16 protein-coding genes are annotated in these 18,586 nt (G+C 56.7%); 6 read left to right on the top strand and 10 right to left on the bottom strand.

Annotated features, from left to right (window positions below):
• Window positions 1-25: 25 nt before the first annotated feature.
• The 4 genes from AC6I8B_RS09435 to AC6I8B_RS09420 form a co-directional block, all read right to left on the bottom strand.
• Window positions 26-250: a DUF4148 domain-containing protein gene (locus tag AC6I8B_RS09435; protein WP_497817707.1), complete on the bottom strand. Its 225-nt coding sequence runs from the start codon at window positions 248-250 to the stop codon at window positions 26-28.
• Complete coding sequence (locus AC6I8B_RS09430) at window positions 186-638, bottom strand: Arm DNA-binding domain-containing protein (RefSeq protein ID WP_497817706.1); 453 nt, start codon at window positions 636-638, stop codon at window positions 186-188. Before AC6I8B_RS09430 ends, AC6I8B_RS09435 begins: the two co-directional genes overlap by 65 nt.
• A gap of 192 nt (window positions 639-830) precedes the next feature.
• Window positions 831-1,325 carry an RrF2 family transcriptional regulator gene (locus AC6I8B_RS09425; protein WP_010245324.1) on the bottom strand — a complete coding sequence of 165 codons (495 nt, stop codon included), beginning with the start codon at window positions 1,323-1,325 and terminating at the stop codon, window positions 831-833.
• A gap of 207 nt (window positions 1,326-1,532) precedes the next feature.
• Window positions 1,533-2,717, bottom strand: a complete 1,185-nt coding sequence (locus tag AC6I8B_RS09420; protein WP_497817705.1) for an MFS transporter — start codon at window positions 2,715-2,717, stop codon at window positions 1,533-1,535.
• 202 nt (window positions 2,718-2,919) lie between these two features.
• Between AC6I8B_RS09420 and tus the strand changes: the two genes are divergently transcribed.
• Window positions 2,920-3,849: a DNA replication terminus site-binding protein gene (gene tus / locus AC6I8B_RS09415; RefSeq protein ID WP_495932604.1), complete on the top strand. Its 930-nt coding sequence runs from the start codon at window positions 2,920-2,922 to the stop codon at window positions 3,847-3,849.
• Window positions 3,850-3,892: 43 nt separating this feature from the next.
• On the opposite strand, the gene fumC is transcribed toward tus, so the two are convergent.
• Window positions 3,893-5,290: a class II fumarate hydratase gene (gene fumC, locus AC6I8B_RS09410; protein WP_010245332.1), complete on the bottom strand. Its 1,398-nt coding sequence runs from the start codon at window positions 5,288-5,290 to the stop codon at window positions 3,893-3,895.
• A gap of 199 nt (window positions 5,291-5,489) precedes the next feature.
• Between fumC and manA the strand changes: the two genes are divergently transcribed.
• Window positions 5,490-6,665, top strand: coding sequence for a mannose-6-phosphate isomerase (manA, locus tag AC6I8B_RS09405; RefSeq protein WP_157352058.1), 1,176 nt, complete (start codon window positions 5,490-5,492; stop codon window positions 6,663-6,665).
• A gap of 132 nt (window positions 6,666-6,797) precedes the next feature.
• A complete protein-coding gene (locus AC6I8B_RS09400) occupies window positions 6,798-8,297 on the top strand; it encodes a YdgA family protein (protein ID WP_010245343.1) in 1,500 nt (499 codons plus the stop codon).
• Window positions 8,298-8,339: 42 nt separating this feature from the next.
• Here the strand turns inward: AC6I8B_RS09400 and malI are convergent, their stop codons facing one another.
• On the bottom strand, window positions 8,340-9,365 hold the full coding sequence (malI, locus tag AC6I8B_RS09395; protein WP_157352056.1) for a Mal regulon transcriptional regulator MalI: 1,026 nt from the start codon (window positions 9,363-9,365) through the stop codon (window positions 8,340-8,342).
• Window positions 9,366-9,539: 174 nt separating this feature from the next.
• Between malI and malX the strand changes: the two genes are divergently transcribed.
• The 3 genes from malX (at window position 9,540) to add (ending at window position 13,457) form a co-directional block, all read left to right on the top strand.
• Window positions 9,540-11,129, top strand: coding sequence for a maltose/glucose-specific PTS transporter subunit IIBC (malX, locus tag AC6I8B_RS09390; RefSeq protein WP_157352054.1), 1,590 nt, complete (start codon window positions 9,540-9,542; stop codon window positions 11,127-11,129).
• Window positions 11,130-11,145: 16 nt separating this feature from the next.
• Complete coding sequence (locus AC6I8B_RS09385; protein WP_157352051.1) at window positions 11,146-12,318, top strand: MalY/PatB family protein; 1,173 nt, start codon at window positions 11,146-11,148, stop codon at window positions 12,316-12,318.
• A 143-nt stretch (window positions 12,319-12,461) separates the two neighbouring features.
• Entirely contained in the window at window positions 12,462-13,457 is a 996-nt protein-coding gene (add, locus tag AC6I8B_RS09380; protein WP_089414211.1) for an adenosine deaminase, read from the top strand.
• A 371-nt stretch (window positions 13,458-13,828) separates the two neighbouring features.
• On the opposite strand, the gene AC6I8B_RS09375 is transcribed toward add, so the two are convergent.
• The 4 genes from AC6I8B_RS09375 to araG form a co-directional block, all read right to left on the bottom strand.
• Window positions 13,829-14,875 (bottom strand): oxidoreductase, encoded by a 1,047-nt coding sequence (locus AC6I8B_RS09375; RefSeq protein ID WP_010670085.1) that lies wholly within the window; start codon window positions 14,873-14,875, stop codon window positions 13,829-13,831.
• Between the two features lie 102 nt (window positions 14,876-14,977).
• On the bottom strand, window positions 14,978-15,895 hold the full coding sequence (araC, locus tag AC6I8B_RS09370; RefSeq protein WP_003853440.1) for an arabinose operon transcriptional regulator AraC: 918 nt from the start codon (window positions 15,893-15,895) through the stop codon (window positions 14,978-14,980).
• Window positions 15,896-15,971: 76 nt separating this feature from the next.
• Window positions 15,972-16,955 (bottom strand): L-arabinose ABC transporter permease AraH, encoded by a 984-nt coding sequence (gene araH / locus AC6I8B_RS09365; RefSeq protein ID WP_010245363.1) that lies wholly within the window; start codon window positions 16,953-16,955, stop codon window positions 15,972-15,974.
• 12 nt (window positions 16,956-16,967) lie between these two features.
• Window positions 16,968-18,488: an L-arabinose ABC transporter ATP-binding protein AraG gene (gene araG, locus AC6I8B_RS09360; RefSeq protein WP_010245364.1), complete on the bottom strand. Its 1,521-nt coding sequence runs from the start codon at window positions 18,486-18,488 to the stop codon at window positions 16,968-16,970.
• Between the last annotated feature and the right edge of the window lie 98 nt (window positions 18,489-18,586).

Here is an 18,586-nt window from a genome sequence, read left to right as displayed (position 1 = left end):
TACGAGAGGCCCACGACGGGAAGTCTCAGTAAGAATCAACCTCATTGGGTTTGACTGCATTTCCGTTTTTCCCCCGTCGGTATTGCTCCAGTTCTGCCTTAACTTCTGCACGTGTCTTGCCACTTCCCGAGGTATTTGGCTGAGGTGGGTAGTCATGGTCTCCGAATGACACCAATCCATGCGCTCTAGCCGATTGCAGATCGGAGAGGACCTGTTCCCGTGTCAGGGGCGTTCCGCCCTTGTAGATCACCGAATCTGGATAGTTGATACCCGCGCTGGGTGCTGGGCTTGTTGCGCTGCTTGGAATAGTCTTCCATGAACTTCTCGCCCAGTTCCTTGACCGTGGGAGCGGCACGGGCCGCAGCCTTGGTGGCGCTGGGATCGCCGCCCCGGCGTACCTCGGCCAGCCACTCCTGGGCCAGCGAGCGAGCTTGCTCGACAGTCAGTTCCCCGTACAGACCCAAGGCGGGCTTGCGGCGCTCGCCAGCGTTCGTGCGGTACTGAAGCATGAACACCTTGCGGCCCGCCGGCGTAACCTTGCACAGGAAGCCGGGTACCAGCGTGTCCCTGAGTTCCACGGCCTGCGCCTGGGCTTGTGCCGCATCGACTGCGGACTTGGTGAGTTTGATTTTCGCCATGATGACTCCTCGATAGGACCCGATTCCCAGGAGCCTTATGGGGGCCAGCAGAGGGGAAGTCAGGTCAGGTTTCGGAAAGCACCGGCATATGTTGAAATCGCCTAAGTTATTGATAAACCTGCTGTATCGGGCGTCGGCGTAGTCCAGCGAATTTCGGTGCTGGAGTCATGGTGAAATAAAAAAAGCCGCTAATCAGCGGCTTTTTTTGCAGAGATCATCAATCTCTTCGGGTTCAGGTTCCGGCACGGCGGTGCAGTTGCTGGTGTCGCGTTTCTTCAGTTCGTTCAGTGCGTCTGCCACGGTGCGTTTTGCCAGCACATCCAGCGACGCCTGCTCGGCTTCATCGGCTATCGACTTGAAGTACCAGCAGAGGTTGGCACTGACCAGACAGCGCGGCGCGACGTCAGGACGCGCGGCCCAGATTTTTTTGTCTTCGATCACGGAGACATAGATATCCCGCAGGGTAATTTCCGCAGCAGGACGGCCCAGATGAATCGAACCGGTACGGCCCAGCGTGGAGACAATAATGCCGTCACGGGTCAGCGGGACCATTAATTTTCGTATGAAACTGGGATTCGCTTCCAGCCCGTAGGCCAGAATCGCGCTGGTAGAGCGTTTTCCCATTTGCTCCGCCATCGCTACGCTCAGAACCATTTGCAAAGCTGTCGGGAAGCGGTAATCAAGCATTTCTTTATCCTGAGTTGCGGTGCATCTTATTGTTTTATTGCCGCATAAGTGAACAATCAATGAGCAATAAATATAACAAACACTGTTGCTTTTTTGAAGCAAACCGGCGGTGACAAGGCACGTATTCACCAAAGGCTGAGGCCCGATAGCACAAGGTGCTTAGCCTGCTAACTGCCCTCTTCCTGCGGAGCAAGGAGAACCGTTCCGTTATGCCGTGGTGGCCGATGTCGCCGGTAATCGCTGCTTCAGCGCCATAACCAGTACCACGTTAAAGATTGCCAGGGCGCAAAGCAACCACAGCGTCGCAGATGCACCCATCTTTTCAAACACATATCCACCTATCAGCGGCGTCAGTGCCTGCCCCATCAACGCCGGGCGGGCCATTTTACCCACCACAACCGCATAGGACTCTGGTTTGACCATCGCCAGCGGTAAAGTTCCGCGCACGATGGCACGTAAGCCATTTCCTGCGCCATACAACACCATGCTCAGCAACGCCATCTGCGGAAACAATGCCAGCAACAGCAAGCCCAGTGCCACCAGCCCGACGGAAAAAAAGGTGGTACGGATGGGATGACTGCGTTTAAAGGCGATATCGACGAGTCGGGATCCCACCTGACACGGGCCAAGTACGGCGCTGATCGCCAGCGCCGAGGTCAGCGTATGGCCACTCGCCTGCAACAAGGCAATGAGCTGCACGGAAATAGCCGTCATGATCACGGACGCCAGGGTAAAAATGACACACAGCAGCCAGAACAGCGCAGGCGCAATCTCCGCCGTGCCAGGCTGCGGACTCAGTTTTTTCACCGGCCGCTTAGCATGGCTATCGGGTAAGGCAAACAGATAGGCGGGCAGTACGCAGACCACCATCAGTGTCGCAATAATCAGCGACGCGTTTCGCCAGCCGAATCCGTGGATTAACAACGCCGTTCCCGGCCAGACCAGCGTGGTGCAGAAGCCAGATATCAGGGTGATACCGGTGATCGCTGCACGCGCCTGACCGCCATAGCAGGTGCCGAGCGTGGCAAACAGTGCGTCATAAAGGCCCATCGCCATACCGATGCCAATAATTACCCAGGCAAACAGAAACAGCGGCAGAGAGTGGCTATAAGCCATAATCACCAGCCCCACCGCCATCACCATGCCACTTAGTGCCAGCAACAGGCGGCCACCGGTGCGGGCGATAATCCTGCCTGCCAGCGGTGACAGCAGGCCCGATACCAGAATCCCGGTCGAGAGTGCGCCATAAATCCACTGCTGTGACCAGCCTGTCTCAGCCGCAATCGGATTCGCCATCACCGCCATCAGGTAGAACGACCCGCCCCATGACAGGATCTGTACCCAGCCCAGGGTAATAATGGCGGCGATGCCGGGTTTATTGTTCTGATTCACAGGCAATCTCCTGGTTAGCAGGCGAACCGTTTTTATAACATGTTCTGCGATAAGCCAAAATGCGTGATGCCCTTTTGACTGGATAGCTATGCAGGCCGCACGATTTTGAGTAAACCACCTATAGTATGTTGTAACTATATAGCACTTGCATCCTCGCCAGGCTTCTGCCACATTGTGGACGTTGTAACTATGGAGGCACAACATGACGCGCTACGACTTAGTGGCTGATATGCATCAATGTGTAAATGACCTGGAACTGGCGCTGGGTGAATTGCGTCAGCAGATTGAAGCGCAGCCTCTGCTGATCGCCCGCGTCTTCAGCCTGCCGCCGGTGGTTAAAGGTCGCGAACATGAAGCGATCACCCGGATTGCCGTCGAGCAGCATCTCGGGGAGAGCGCGTTAAAGATGGCGCTTGACCACTACTGCCGCCTGTTTATGCAGCATCAGTCAGAACAGCTGAGCACCAAGGCTGCCGTGCGCTTACCTGGCGCGCTCTGTATCGAATGCGACGCGCAGCAGGAGGCGGAGATCGGCGCACTGGTCGACGTCATCAATCAGCTGAAAGCACGGCTTGAGCAGCTGATTACGGTGGACTCTGGCCTGCCGAGTGAGGCGCGTTTTGAGTTCGTCCACCAGCATTTTCGCGGGCTGATTACCCTGAATGCCTATCGCACTATCACCCTGCTGAGCGCACCGGACAGTCTGCGTTTCGGCTGGGCCAACAAGCACATTATCAAGAATCTCAAGCGTGAAGAGGTGATCGCCCAGCTGGAAAAAAGCCTGAAGTCGGGACGTGCAAAAGCGCCGTGGTCACGTGAACAGTGGGCGGAAAAAGTGCAGGAGGAGCTGGCAAGCGTGCGTGCCCTGCCCGCCTCGGCACGATTGAAAATCAAGCGCCCGGTGAAAGTCCAGCCGGTTGCACGCGTCTGGCGCGCGGATGAACAAAAACAGACTCAGCTGGCCTGTCCTTCACCGATTCTGGTTATCTGTCGCGATCGCAGCCAGGTTCCGGTTCTGGGTGAATTGCTTAATTACGATGCCGATAATATTAACCATCGTTATAAACCTGCTGCAGAACCGCTGAATCTTTTGATCCCCAGACTGCATCTGTGGGTCGATTGTCCAATATAAATAAAAAAGGCCAGCTTTCGCTGGCCTCTAACTCACTCAAACCTTACGACTTCATGCTGCCGACCATCTCTTCCGGACGAACCCAGGCATCAAACTCCTCTTCGGTAAGATAACCCAGCTTCAGCGCCGAGCCTTTCAGCGTCAGCCCCTCTTTGTGCGCCTTCTTGGCAATTTCTGCCGCTTTGTCATAGCCAATATGGGTATTCAGCGCCGTCACCAGCATCAGCGATTCGTTAAGCAGTTGATCGATGCGCTCACGCACCGGCTCAATGCCGACCGCGCAGTGATGATTAAAGCTGTCCATGCCATCCGCCAGCAGGCGAATTGATTGCAGGAAGTTATGGATTACCATCGGACGGAACACGTTAAGCTCAAAGTTACCGGATGCGCCGCCCATATTGATCGCCACATCGTTACCCATCACCTGACAGCAGAGCATGGTCATCGCTTCGCACTGGGTCGGGTTAACTTTACCCGGCATGATGGAGCTGCCTGGCTCATTTTCCGGGATGGCGATTTCGCCGATGCCGCAACGCGGGCCGGAAGAGAGCCAGCGCACGTCGTTCGCGATTTTCATCAGCGAGGCGGCCAGCCCTTTCAGCGCGCCATGCGCATGCACCAGCGCATCACAGGTTGCCAGCGCCTCAAACTTGTTTGGCGCAGTGACAAATGGCTGCTGCGTGAGATCGGCCAGCGCCTTCGCCACGCGCACCGCATATTCCGGATGGGTGTTCAGGCCCGTACCTACTGCCGTGCCGCCCAGCGCCAGTTCCGCCACGTGCGGAATACTCTGCTCAATATGCTTAAGGTTATGCTCCAGCATCGCCACCCAGCCGGAAATCTCCTGGCCCAGGGTCAGCGGCGTGGCATCCTGCAGGTGAGTACGGCCAATCTTGACGATATCTTTAAAGGCGTCGGACTTCTGGCTCAACGTCTTTTTCAGTACCTGAATCTGAGGGATCAGCTGTTCGCGCAAGGCGATAACGGCGGCAACGTGCATCGCCGTCGGGAAGACATCGTTGGAGCTCTGGCTCTTGTTCACATCATCATTGGGATGAACCAGCCGCGCCATACCACGCTCGCCGCCGAGGATTTCACTGGCGCGGTTCGCCAGCACTTCATTCATGTTCATATTGGTCTGGGTGCCGGAACCGGTCTGCCAGATCGCCAGCGGGAATTCATCCGCATGCTTGTCAGCCAGTACCTCATCGGCCGCGCTGACAATCGCCTCGGCGCGGTCAGCGGGCAGCAGTCCCAGATCGCGGTTAACGCTGGCCGCGGCGCGCTTGGTCAATGCCAGTGCATGCACCAGCGCGGTCGGCATTTTTTCGGTTGAGATGCGGAAGTGTTCCAGTGAGCGCTGTGTCTGCGCGCCCCACAGTTTGTCTGCCGGTACGTCGATGGGGCCCATTGAATCTTTCTCAATGCGATTGGCTGCCATGAATACGTCTCCTTCATCTGGTTTTTAAAAGAATGACCGCCCGGTACGTCATTACGATCGACTGCCGGGCGGTCAGGATAGTAATACACAATAATTTAACATTATCAGAGCTTAGCGTCCTTTTGCGCTGGAGATGTATTTTTACCGGCAGTTTCTGCTTTAATACTGGCAATAATTTCCCGTGATAAAGGGTTATACAATGCAAAAAATGAACAATACGCTGCAAAACTACGCATGGGGCAGCAAAACTGCGTTGACTGAGCTTTACGGAATCGCCAATCCACAGGGGCTGCCGATGGCGGAACTCTGGATGGGCGCACATCCGAAAAGCCCCTCCACCGTGATTGACCAGGGCAGCGAGCGTTCGCTGCGTGACGTGATTGATGCCGCGCCTGCCGCCATGCTGGGCGAAGCGGTAGCACAGCGTTTTGGTGAACTGCCCTTCCTGTTCAAAGTGTTGTCTGCCGATCAGCCGCTGTCGATTCAGGTCCATCCCAGCAAACGCGCGGCCGAAGTGGGCTTTGCCCGTGAGAATGCGGCGGGTATTCCGCTGACAGCTGCTGAGCGTAATTATAAAGATGCCAACCACAAGCCGGAGCTGGTCTACGCGCTGACGCCCTTCCAGGCGATGAATGGCTTTCGCACCCTGACGGAGATGGTCTCACTGCTGGAGCCGGTTGCGGGCGCACATCCACAGATAGCCCATTTTCTGCAGCATCCCGATCAGGATACGCTGGCCGCGCTCTTCTCTACCCTGCTGTCACTGGAGGGTGAGGCGAAATCGCTGGCGCTGGGCATCCTGAAATCCGCGGTTGATGCACAACAGGGTGAGCCGTGGCAGACCATTTGCATGATTGCGGCAGAGTATCCTGACGACAGCGGCCTGTTTTCGCCGTTGCTGCTGAACGTAATCACGCTGCAACCGGGCGAGGCGATGTTCCTCTACGCGGAGACCCCGCACGCTTATCTGAAAGGCGTGGCGCTGGAGGTGATGGCAAACTCTGATAACGTGTTGCGGGCCGGTTTAACCCCGAAATATATCGATATCGCCGAGCTGATGGCGAACCTGAAGTTTGAAGAGAAGCCTGCCAGCACCCTGCTGACTGAGCCGGAGCAACAGGGCAACGCGCTGCGCTTCCCGATTCCGGTGGAGGATTTTGCCTTTGCCATTCATACCCTGAACGCAGAGCCACAGCCGCTGGCGCAGCAGAGCGCCGCAGTGCTGTTCTGCATTGAAGGCCAGACGGTGATCGCCAAAGGCGAGCAGCAGGTAACGCTGAAACCAGGTGAATCCTGCTTCATTGCCGCCAGCGAATCCCCCGTAACGGTCGCAGGCACGGGCCGACTGGCGCGGGTATTTAACGACTTAGGGTGAAGCGGCTGACGGAGTGCCTGTTAACTGCTATTATTTCAACCTATTAGCTTTTAAACGCCTGCGGGCGTTTTTCTTCAGTCGCTGGGGTAAACCTGCGGCATAAGCGGACTCAAGGATAAGGACGAATCAGCAATGAAAAAGACCAATGTTGCCGTAGGTGTCATCATCGCACTGGGCGTAGTCTGGACTGGCGCGGCATGGTTCACCGGCAAGCAGATTGAAAGCCACAGGGATGAGCTGGTGCAGAACGCCAATGCCCAGCTGAATGCTTATGCCCCTAACAGCCGACTGAAGATCAGCTATCAGGACTATCAGCGCGGCGTGTTCAGCAGCAAAGTGAATCTGGTGATTCAGGCCAACTCGCAGACGGAAGATAATCCCCTGCTGAAACCAGGCCAGAGCATCATCCTGAACGAAACCATCGATCATGGCCCTTTCCCCTTTGCTCAGCTGAAGCATTTCAATCTGATCCCGAGCATGGCGTCGGTTCATACCGAACTGGCTAACACCGATGCGGTGAAAAAGCTGTTTGAGCTGACCGGCAACAAGTCGCTGATTAATGCCGATACCCGTATCGGCTACAGCGGTGCCACCGATACGGCGCTGCGCGTTCTGCCGGTTGATTATCAGAATGCGCAAAGCGGCGAGCGTCTTGCCACCAATGGGGGCACCTTCAACGTCAGCGCGGATAACAAAGGCGACAAAGTGTCGCTGGACAGTGATGTTGATAGCCTCGCGCTGACCAGTAAAAATGAGATGGGCCAGCCGGTGCTGTTCACTATTAATGGTCTGAAGCTGAGCGGTAACACCCATCTCAGCCCGGAAGGTGTGCGCATTGGCGACCAGTCAGTGGATATTGAGAAGGTCAACGCCAGCATCAATGGTCAGGACGCCCTGACGCTGCACAAAATGAAAGGCACCTCCTCTTTCGATAACAGCGCCGGTAAGATTGGCGGCAATATCGACTATAAGGTTGAAGGCATTCAGCTGCAGAAGCAGGATTTTGGTCAGGCAGCGCTGAAGATGAAACTGTCACAGTTTGATGCGCAGGCGGTAAAAGCCTTCTCCGATCGTTACAACGCGCAGATGCAGGAACTGCTGAGCCAGCCTGGCGTCGCGGAAGATCCTATCCGCTACCAGGCGGGTGTGCATCAGATTCTGATGAGCAACCTGCCGATGCTGCTGAAGGGCTCACCTGCGATCAGTATCGCCCCGCTGAGCTGGAAAAATGATAAAGGTGAAAGTACCTTTAACCTGAACGCAAATTTCAACGATCCCTCTGCGGTGACCGGCGAAGCCCAGACACTCAGCGCCATGGTTGATCGGGTACTGAAGAGTCTGGACAGCAAGCTGGTCATCAATATGCCAATGGCGACCGAAACCATGCATAAAGTGGGACTGGCTGAAGGATATCAGGCCGATGACGCACAGAAGCTGGCAGATCAACAGGTGAAAGGACTGGCGGCGATGGGTCAGATGTTCCGCCTGACCCAGCAGCAGGATAACAATATCGTCACCAGCCTGCAGTATACCAACGGTCAGGTGAACATGAACGGCGACAAAATGACGCTGGAGCAGTTCCTCTCCCGCTATATGCTGGGTATGCCGACCAGCGAAGGGATGCCGCAGTAATTCTCTACTTTTCTTTTAAAGGCGACCTCCGGGTCGCCTTTTTTATGCCGAGCCGCGAATAACCAGCTGCGGCGGCATAATCACGTTCTGCCGGGCGGCATCGGGTTGCGCTATCCGTTGCAGGATACGCTCAGCTGCCACACGGCCAATCTCCCGGGCTGAACTGGTGACAAACGTCAGCGGCGGATCGGTCAGTTCCGCCTGCGGTTCATCGCCAAAGCCCATCAGAGCCAGTTGCTGATCGTAATAGCTGTCGACTGCACCCCGGGCGAATGTTCGCCCGGTGCGCAACAGCCCAAAATAGCATCCCAGCGCGGTAGTGGCGTTATAGGCCAGCACGGCAGTCAGCCGCGGATGGTGCTGAAACAGCTGTACCGCCGCGTCAGCCGCCTCTTTTTGCGTGTTACCGCATTCAATAATCCATTCAGGCCGGAACGGCAGCCCATATTGCAGCAGGGTGGCGCAGTAGCCGCCAAGACGTTCTGCCCGGGTCAGTGATGCGCTATGGCCGCCCAGCCAGGCAATGCGCTGATGCCCCTGACGAATCAGGTATTCTGTGGCCATACGCGCAGCCTGAGCATTATCGGGGCGGATAGCGTCCACCTCCTCCAGGCTACTGGCGCGCGCGGCACAGACTAAGGCCATATTCACCTCTCTGGCCCGTGTCACAATCTGGCTGGCCTTATCGGCACCGCCTCCCAGCACCACGCCATCCACTCCCTGAGCGACCAGTGACTCAAAGCAGCGATGCAGATGCTGTCCCTGGGCGCCGCTCTGCGTCAGGAACAGCAATTTGCCCTGCTTCTCCAGCGCTTCACTCAGACCTGCCGTCATTTCGGCATAAAATGGCTGGCTGAGATCGCGGACGATCAAGCCAATCACGCCACTCTCACCCCCGCGCAGCATGGTTGCCGAACGGTTGCGCACGAAACCGAGTTGCTCAATGGCCTCGTTCACGCGCGCCATGGTGGCCGCAGAGATCCGTCCTTTGCCGGATAACACCAGCGATACCGTGGTCACCGACACGCCCGCCGCCGCCGCAACATCATTGATGGTGATTTTACTCATCAGATTACTCAACTGAACTACAGCATTAGAAAACAAGGTAAAACGTTACACCTTATGACGTCAGAATTATATCGTCCATGACCTGAAGAGTGTGATTCAGCGCGCATAAGATCCAGGTAAAACGTTTTATCATCCCGCCACTTCACTCTGTGGTCCGTTTATCCAGGAGCGTTCATGTCACCCTCTCACCAAAAAATGTCCGTCTGGGAATTTTTCCAGAGTCTGGGGAAAACCTTTATGCTGCCGGTTGCCCTGCTTTCATTCTGCGGCATCATGCTCGGGATTGGCAGTTCGCTGAGCAGTCGTGATGTCCTGACCCTGTTACCTGTGCTGGATCACCCCTGGCTGCAATATCTGTTTCTCTGGATGGCCAAACTGGGATCGTTCGCCTTTAGCTATCTGCCGGTGATGTTCGCCATTGCGATTCCGCTGGGTATGGCGCGCGAGAACAAGGGCGTGGCAGCGTTTGCCGGCTTTGTGGGGTATGCCGTGCTAAACCTCAGCATCAACTTCTGGCTCAATATCCACGGCATTCTGCCAACCACCGATGCCGCCGTGCTGAAAGCTAACAACGTTCAGCCGATCCTGGGGATATCGTCGATCGATACCGGCATTCTGGGCGCGGTCATTGTGGGTATTGTGGTGTTCTGTCTGCATGAGCGCTTTCATAACATCCGACTGCCCGATGCGCTGGCTTTCTTTGGCGGCACCCGGTTTGTGCCGATTATCACCACGCTGGTGATTGGTTTACTGGGACTGGTCGTCCCGCTGATCTGGCCTTTTTTCGCGCGGGGTATCACCGGATTAGGCTGGATGATAAACAGCGCGGGTGATTTCGGCCCGATGATCTTTGGAACCGGCGAACGTCTGCTGCTGCCGTTTGGCCTGCAGCATATTCTGGTCGCCATCATGCGCTTTACCGATGCAGGCGGCACACTGGATGTGTGTGGCAAGAGCGTGAGCGGTGCCTTAACCATTTTCCAGGCGCAGCTCGCCTGTCCGGAAACCCACGGTTTTGCTGAAAGCGCGACCCGCTTCCTGTCACAGGGTAAAATGCCTGCGTTCCTGGGTGGCCTGCCAGGTGCTGCCCTGGCCATCTATCACTGCGCCCGCCCGGAGAATCGCCATAAGATTAAAGGCCTGTTGATCTCCGGCGTGGTGGCCTGCGTGGTTGGCGGCACCACCGAACCTATCGAATTCCTGTTTCTGTTTGTCGCCCCGTTCCTCTATCTGATCCACGCCCTGCTGACCGGCGTTGGCTTCAGCATCATGGCGATACTGGGCGTCACTATCGGCAATACAGACGGCAATATCATCGACTTTGTAGTGTTTGGTGTGCTGCACGGGCTGTCGACCAAATGGTACTGGGTACCCGTTGTCGCAGCGATATGGTTTGTTGGTTACTACCTGATTTTCCGATTCGCCATTCTGCACTTCAATATCAAAACACCGGGACGCGAAGTGGAAAGTGCCAGTGCGGTTGCGCAGCAGGTCAGCAATGCCGGTAAAGGCAAATCTGGCTATAACTCACCGGCTATTCTGGCGGCACTTGGCGGCGTGGAGAATATTACCTCGCTGGATAATTGTCTGACGCGTCTGCGTCTGACCCTGGCGGATATGAGTAAAGTGGATGATGCGTCGCTGAAAGCCAACGGCGCGATAGGTGTGGTCCATCTTAATCAGACCAGCCTGCAGGTGGTTATCGGTCCACAGGTGCAGTCGGTGAAAGATGAACTGTCACACCTGATGAATGTACCTGCCTGATGTGCCGGAGCCGATAATGTTTAACTTTGACGAAGTCATCGATCGCCGCGGCAGCTGGTCTACCCAGTGGGATTTCGTGGCTGACCGCTTTGGCGTCCCCGATCTGCTTCCGTTTACCATTTCGGATATGGACTTCAGAACTGCGCCAGCGGTTCAGCAGGCGCTGTCGCAGCGCGTAGCACACGGCGTGTTGGGTTACAGTCGCTGGCAGCATGATGATTTTCTTTCCGCCTGCTGCCACTGGATGTCCAGCCGTTTCGGCTACCAGCCCGATGCTGACAGCCTGGTTTATGGCCCCTCGGTGATCTATATGGTGGCGCAGATGCTGCGCCGCTGGAGCAACCCGGATGATGAAGTGGTGCTCCACACTCCCGCCTACGATGCTTTTTATAAAACGGTACGCGGCAATCAGCGACAGGTGCTGGAGATGCCGCTGCAGCGGGATAACGGTAGCTGGCGATGTGATATGGCCGCGCTGGAGACGCGGCTGGCGCGCCCGCGCTGCAAAATCCTGTTGCTCTGCAGCCCGCACAATCCCACCGGCAAAGTGTGGACAGCAGCTGAGCTGCAACAGATGGCGGCGCTCTGCGATCGTCACGGCGTGCGGGTGATCAGCGATGAAATCCATATGGATATGATTATGGGTAATCAGCCCCATACTCCGTGGGCCAGCGTGGCGCGCAGTGACTGGGCGCTGTTTACCTCGGCGTCGAAAAGCTTCAACGTGCCGGGCCTGACCGGTGCGTGGGGAATTATCCCGGATGCGGCAGACAGAGCCGCCTGGTTTCAGGCGCTGAAAAATGCTGACGGCCTTTCGTCTCCGGCCGTGCTGGCCGTCACGGCACACGTTGCCGCCTACCGACAAGGCGCACCCTGGCTGGATGCCCTGCGCAGCTATCTTTATGGTAATTTCATACTGGTTGCCAATCGGCTTAACGCTGAGTTTCCCGCACTGAACTGGCACATTCCCGAGGCGACCTATCTCGCCTGGCTCGATATCAATCCGCTGGGCATTCCAGAAGAGGCCCTGCAACAGGCGCTGATCCAGCAACGGGTCGCAATTATGCCCGGATCGACCTACGGTGATGCAGGCAAAGGGTTTTTGCGTCTTAACGTTGGCTGTCCGCGCAGCAAAGTTGATGAGGGCGTTTCACGCCTGATTGCGGCGATCCATCAGTTGCAGGGCTGACATTAACCGACGAGGCAACCATTGCTCGCCGGTTATGCGTAATTAAGCAGCATCCGGCGCAGCTGTTGCGCAAATAGCTGGCGCTGTTGCGCAAGATATTTTTATAATGCTCTGCACTTCACCGACAACTGAGCGAGTGCGCCATGATCGATTCTAAAATTCCTCTGACTGATATTCACCGCCACCTTGATGGCAACATCCGTGCACAAACCATTCTCGATTTAGGTCGCCAGTTTAACCTCGCCCTGCCTGCTTCCACGCTGGAGACGCTGCGTCCGCATGTGCAGGTCGGCCAGAATGAGCCTGACCTGGTGAGCTTCCTGCAGAAGCTCGACTGGGGTGTAAAAGTGCTGGGTGATCTGGATGCCTGCCGCCGGATCGCGCAGGAGAATGTCGAAGATGCCGCCCGCGCGGGCATTCACTATGCTGAACTGCGTTTTTCCCCTGGTTATATGGCGATGACCCACAACCTGCCGATTGCCGGTGTGGTTGAAGCGGTAATTGAGGGCGTGCGCGCAGGCCGTCAGCAGCACGATATCGACGTGCGTCTGATCGGTATTATGAGCCGTACCTTTGGCGAAGATGCCTGCCTCAGCGAACTGGAAGGTTTGCTTGCCCATCGTGATCACATCACCGCGGTCGATCTGGCGGGTGATGAGCTGGGCTTCCCGGGCAGCGAGTTCCTGAGCCACTTTACCCAGGCGCGCGATGCCGGTTTCCGCGTGACCGTCCATGCGGGCGAGGCGGCCGGACCCGAGAGCATCTGGCAGGCGATTCGGGAGCTGGGTGCAGAACGTATCGGTCACGGCGTGAAAGCGATTGAAGATCGCGCGCTGATGGATTTCCTGGCGGAGCACCGTATTGGTATTGAATCCTGCCTGACCTCCAATATCCAGACCAGCACCGTGCCATCACTGGCGCAGCATCCGCTGAAGACCTTCCTGGAGCATGGCATTCTGGCGACGATTAACACGGATGATCCGGCGGTTCAGGGCATTGAACTGGCGCATGAGTATCATCACGCCGCTCCGGCTGCCGGTCTGAGCGCGGCGCAGATCCGTCAGGCGCAGGAAAATGGTCTGACGATTGCGTTCCTTAACGAAGCAGAGAAAGCGGCTCTTCGCGCACGGGTGCAGTAATCCTGAAGCGTAGCGACAAAAAACGGGCCGGATAACCGGCCCGTTTTTATAGTGAGGAGCTCAAGGGACAGGTGGCTTTAAGACCGAGCTTGCACAGGGAACAGGGTCAGATCGGAAAGACGCAAAAGCCGCCATCCATGGCACGCTCGGCCACGCAATTACGCACCTCATCCCTGAGGTGCGCCCGTACCGGGCCAACGCGTTGCGTTGTTCAAAAACGCTCCCGGCGTTTTTGTCCATGGCGTGGGACGCTTTCCTCTTCTGACCGTAGTCCCTGCGCGCTAAACAGATTTATTGCTTTCTGATTCACGCTACTTTGGGCTTGTTAGCAATCTGACAGGCTGGTACCCAGCCCATATTGCACCTACAGATCAGACGCGCTTTAGCGACATCGTCTGGCGTTTCTCGGCGGATTGCAGACCCAGCTCGATTAGTTCCATCACATGAATCGCCTCTTCCGCTGTCACCGGATTGTTACCACGTCCGGCAATCGCATCGCGGATGCCCGCATAGTAAGCGGGATAGTTGCCTGGCTGGGTCAGCTGGGTCGTTTCGGTCAGGGAATCTCCGTCAACCAGCGTCAGAGTGCCATCACGCATGTCATAGCCCCAGTCTTCCTGCGGCGGGAAATCACCTGACTTCAGGCGATCTTCCTGCGGATCAAGACCATATTTGACGTAACTGCCGCGCGTGCCGTGGACGGTATAACGGGCAGATTCTGCCGCGACCAGCATGCTGGCGTGCAGCACGACACGGCGCTGCGGATAAGTCAGCGTCGCGTGGAAGTAGTCGGTAGTCTGCGCGCCCGGACGCATCTCGGCCAGATCAACCGTGATAGCGACCGGCGGGCCAAACAGCTGCAGCGCCTGGTCCAGCAGATGCGGCCCCAGGTCATACCAGATTCCGCTGCCTGCGCCTTTCATTTCACGCCAGCGATTACGCACTTCCAGACGGAAGCGGTCAAAGTGCGATTCGAAGTAGCGCACTTCACCCAGCGTACCGGCCTCAATCAGCGATTTCAGCGTCAGGAAGTCACTGTCCCAGCGGCGGTTGTGGAACACCGACAGCAGCAGCCCTTTGGCTTTCGCCAGCGCATCCAGTTCACGTGCCTGTGACAACGTCACGGTGAACGGCTTATCGACTACCACATGTTTACCGGCGTTCAGCGCTGCTTTTGCCAGCGGAAAGTGCGTGTCGTTGGGGGTAGGAATAACAATCAGTTGCAGCGTCGGGTCGTCCAGCAGCGCCTGAGGGTCAGCCACCACCTTAACGGCAGGCCAGTCGGCGTGGACTTTGCTGGCGTCGCTACTGGAAATGGCTGCCAGCTCGACGTCCGGCGTCCCCGCAATCAGCGGGGCGTGAAACGTTTTACTGGCAAAACCGTAGCCGATCAGCCCAACACGTAATTTATCGCTCATTTGGATTCCTCTCAGAGCCTGATTGACCAGACTCTTAGTTGATAACCTGATTGATTTAAGACTATTAACCAAATGACGACAAGCCGGAATTCCCCGAAAAAACTAAGAGATAGCACTTCGCGCCAGCGGCCAGGCGGTCTGAGCGGCCAGGCTGTCGTGCGCATCCTGATTACGGCGGCGGAAGTCGCTGGGACTGACGCCGACCCGCTTGCGGAACACCCGCGAGAAGTAGAGCTGATCGTCATAGCCCACTTCACGTCCTACCGAGGCGATCGGCTCCTGGGTGGTCTGCAGCAGCAGTTTCGCGCGGATTACACGCTGATCTTCACGCCAGCGCAGCAGGTTCACGCCCATCTGCTCGCGGAACAGGTGCGCCAGCCGCGACGGTGACAGACAGACGTGGCGCGCCACCTCTTCAATCTTAACCTCACTGGCGAGATGGTTGGTGACGTACTGGCAGGCTTCAATCACGCGTGGATCGCGAATTAACTGATGGCTGCGTGGATCTTCTTCAACGGCGCGCAGCAGCAGCCGTTCCAGCAGGTTCATCGCCAGCTCTTCTGCAAAGCGACGGCCCGAATTGTGGGTCTGTTCGATACTGGCAAACAGGCGATCAAATTCGCCGCGCAGCGATTCAGGCAGCAGCAGACGTCCCACGCCCTCCTGCTCATCCTGCCAGCGCAGCCAGTCGTGCCAGTAGGCGCGTGGACGGAAATAGACCCAGCGGTGAAACCACTGCGGGCTGTCCGGCGCGCGACCATAATAGTGAGCCGTTTTCGGCTGAAAAAGCAGCATTTCGCCAGGTTCGCAGTCAAATGCCCGCTCGCCGTCAAATACCCGCCCTTTACCTTTGATAGTGAGATTCAGAATGTAACCTTTCATGCCGTGCGGGCGATCGATAAAGAAATCGAGCGGGCCATCTGCGGTAATGGGCGTCAGCCCCGCCACCAGCCAGGCATTGAATGAATAGCCCGGCAACAAGGGGTTTTGCTGCTCGGCCGGTAATTCACGGTGATACATAGCGTCCTCACTCAGTCTGTTATTGTTCGGATAGCCCGCAGAGGCTTCTGCCTCTGCGGACCAACGGCTCGCTCAATCAGGCTTTTTTCTGTTTGTAACGGTCAAAAATCACCGCTGCTAACAGTATCAGACCGCGTACCACATACTGTGAGAATGGCGAGATATTCAATAAATTCATCGCATTCTCTACCGTGCCGAGGATCAGCACCCCTGCCACCACATAGGAGATTTTACCGATGCCGCCCTTCAGCGAAACGCCACCCAGCACGCAGGCAGAAATCACCACCAGCTCATAGCCAATGGAGGTCATTGGCTGGCCGCTGGTCATACGTGACGCCAGGATAATGCCCGCCGCCGCTGAAACCAGACCGGAGAGAATGAAAATGATAATGCGGGTACGCACCACTGGCACACCGGCCAGACGTGCTGCTTCTTCATTGCCGCCAATCGCCAGGGTGTTACGGCCAAAGGTGGTTTTGTTGAGCAGGAAGCCGAAGATCAGCATCGTAGCCAGAGTCAGCCAGATTGGCGCAGGCACGCCAAGCCAGTTAGCAAAGCCCAGTTCAAAGAAGCGCTCATCTTCGATACCGACCGCTTTACCGTCAGAGAAGATATAGGCCAGGCCGCGCACAATCTGCATGGTCGCCAGCGTGGTAATCAGCGCATTGATCTTGAGGCGGGCAATCACAAAGCCATTGATAAAGCCGGTGATCATACCGAGTACCAGGCCGGCACCCACGCCAATCCACAGGCTTTCGGTCATGTTAATCACCACGGCGGTAACCACACCCGCACAGGCGATGACGGAAGCGACCGACAGGTCAAAATCACCGGAAGCCAGACAGAACAGCATGCCGCAGGCGACCATGCCGGACATCGACATTGCCAGCCCTAAGCCTTTCATATTGATAAACGAGCCGAAGTTCGGCACAAAGATCGCACAGACAATAAACAGCAGTGCAAATACCACCAGCATGCCGAAGTTGTCCCAGATGCGACCTAACTGCAGGCCGCCGCGTGAAGCGGGCTGCGGCGTATTTGAGGTCGTGGATGAAGCCATGATGATCTCCTGTCAGGCCACGGCGGCCGCTTGAGTGGTTTTGGGCATCGCCAGGCTCAGCGTCTGCTGTTCCGTGGCGTCGTCGTGTAGCAGTTCACCGGCAATGGCACCTTCGCGCATCACCACGATGCGATCGGCCAGGCCCATCACTTCCGGTAAATCGCTGGAGGCGAACAGCACCGCAATGCCCCGGTTCGCCAGCTGATAAATCAGGTTATAGATTTCATGTTTGGCACCGACATCGATACCGCGCGTTGGCTCATCCAGCAGGATCACCTTCATATCCTCTGACAGCCAGCGTCCCAGAATCGCCTTCTGCTGGTTGCCGCCGGAAAGGTTCATGATCAGCTGATCGGCGCTGGGCGTTTTGATGTTTAGCGAGCGGATATGGCTGTCGGCATTTTTATTTTCCCAGCCGTTTTTAATCAGGCAGCCCGCAGTAAGGTTATGACGACGGGCGCTGATGTTGATGTTGTCGCGCACCGAATGCACCGGAATAATGCCCTCGGCTTTGCGATCTTCCGGGCAGAGCATGATGCCCGCACGGATGGCATCGATCGGCTCCCGCAGCGGCAGCGGTTTGCCGTCCAGAATCACCTGACCGCCGCGCAGACGCGTGCCGCCAAACAGCCCTTTCAGCAGTTCACTGCGACCGGCACCGACCAGGCCAAACAGGCCGACGATTTCACCGGCATGGACTTTCAGCGAAATCGGCGTCCGCACGCCCTTCGCTTCGACCTTGTCCAGCTCCAGCCGCACCGCGCCTTTGGCACGCGGTGAATAGCCATAGATATCCCCGAGGTTTCGTCCCACCATCGCCTGCACCAGATCGTCGTGATGGGTGTTGGCCATATCGGTAAACGTCCGCACGTAGCGGCCATCTTTGAAGACGGTAATGGCATCGCTGAGGGCGAAGATCTCCTCCATGCGGTGTGAAACGTAGAGCACCACCCGGCCCTCCTCACGGAGCTGACGGATGACGCGGAACAGGTTGTCGATTTCACGCGCTGAAAGTGAGCTGGTTGGCTCATCAAAGGCGATAATACGCGCGTTACGCGCCAGCGCTTTGGCAATCTCCACCATCTGCCACTGCCCCAGCGACAGGTATTTCAGCGGCATATCGGGATCGATATCCATGCCGAGATTTTTCAATTGCAAGCCCGCCTCAAAACGCATCAGCTTACGGTTGACCAGCCCATGTTTGTGCGGGATCTGACCGAGATAGATGTTCTCTGCCACGCTCATTTCCGGCACCAGATGCAGTTCCTGGTAAATAATGGCGACGCCCGCGTCCAGCGCATCGGTGGTGCGCTGAAAGCTCATCGGCTGGCCTTTAATACGAATCTCACCGCCGCTCGGCTGATAACTGCCGCTGAGTATTTTTAACAGCGTCGATTTGCCTGCGCCGTTCTCGCCCATCAGAGCATGGACTTCACCGCCACGGCAGTCGAAGGAGATATCCTGCAACGCTTTGACGCCAGGGAAGGTTTTACTGATGCCATGAAACGACAGAAATGCTGAATCAGTGTTCATGTTTTTCCTCACTCTTTCGCGCCACCGGCCGGTTATGGCGGGCGGCGCGAAATTGGCTATTAAGGATGCCAGGCGACAAACTGCCTGGCAGGCTCAGG

Source organism: Pantoea sp. X-Soil-ISGK-285, assembly GCF_059730815.1.
This window is presented reverse-complemented; position numbering and strand designations above follow the sequence as displayed.

Excerpts from the sequence above, each read along its gene's own strand:
- AC6I8B_RS09430 (WP_497817706.1), bottom strand. The coding sequence starts at position 638 with ATGGCGAAAATCAAACTCACCAAGTCCGCAGTCGATGCGGCACAAGCC.
- AC6I8B_RS09425 (WP_010245324.1), bottom strand. The coding sequence starts at position 1,325 with ATGCTTGATTACCGCTTCCCGACAGCTTTGCAAATGGTTCTGAGCGTA.
- tus (WP_495932604.1), top strand. The coding sequence starts at position 2,920 with ATGACGCGCTACGACTTAGTGGCTGATATGCATCAATGTGTAAATGAC.
- fumC (WP_010245332.1), bottom strand. The coding sequence starts at position 5,290 with ATGGCAGCCAATCGCATTGAGAAAGATTCAATGGGCCCCATCGACGTA.
- manA (WP_157352058.1), top strand. The coding sequence starts at position 5,490 with ATGCAAAAAATGAACAATACGCTGCAAAACTACGCATGGGGCAGCAAA.
- AC6I8B_RS09400 (WP_010245343.1), top strand. The coding sequence starts at position 6,798 with ATGAAAAAGACCAATGTTGCCGTAGGTGTCATCATCGCACTGGGCGTA.
- malI (WP_157352056.1), bottom strand. The coding sequence starts at position 9,365 with ATGAGTAAAATCACCATCAATGATGTTGCGGCGGCGGCGGGCGTGTCG.
- malX (WP_157352054.1), top strand. The coding sequence starts at position 9,540 with ATGTCACCCTCTCACCAAAAAATGTCCGTCTGGGAATTTTTCCAGAGT.
- AC6I8B_RS09385 (WP_157352051.1), top strand. The coding sequence starts at position 11,146 with ATGTTTAACTTTGACGAAGTCATCGATCGCCGCGGCAGCTGGTCTACC.
- add (WP_089414211.1), top strand. The coding sequence starts at position 12,462 with ATGATCGATTCTAAAATTCCTCTGACTGATATTCACCGCCACCTTGAT.
- AC6I8B_RS09375 (WP_010670085.1), bottom strand. The coding sequence starts at position 14,875 with ATGAGCGATAAATTACGTGTTGGGCTGATCGGCTACGGTTTTGCCAGT.
- araC (WP_003853440.1), bottom strand. The coding sequence starts at position 15,895 with ATGTATCACCGTGAATTACCGGCCGAGCAGCAAAACCCCTTGTTGCCG.
- araH (WP_010245363.1), bottom strand. The coding sequence starts at position 16,955 with ATGGCTTCATCCACGACCTCAAATACGCCGCAGCCCGCTTCACGCGGC.
- araG (WP_010245364.1), bottom strand. The coding sequence starts at position 18,488 with ATGAACACTGATTCAGCATTTCTGTCGTTTCATGGCATCAGTAAAACC.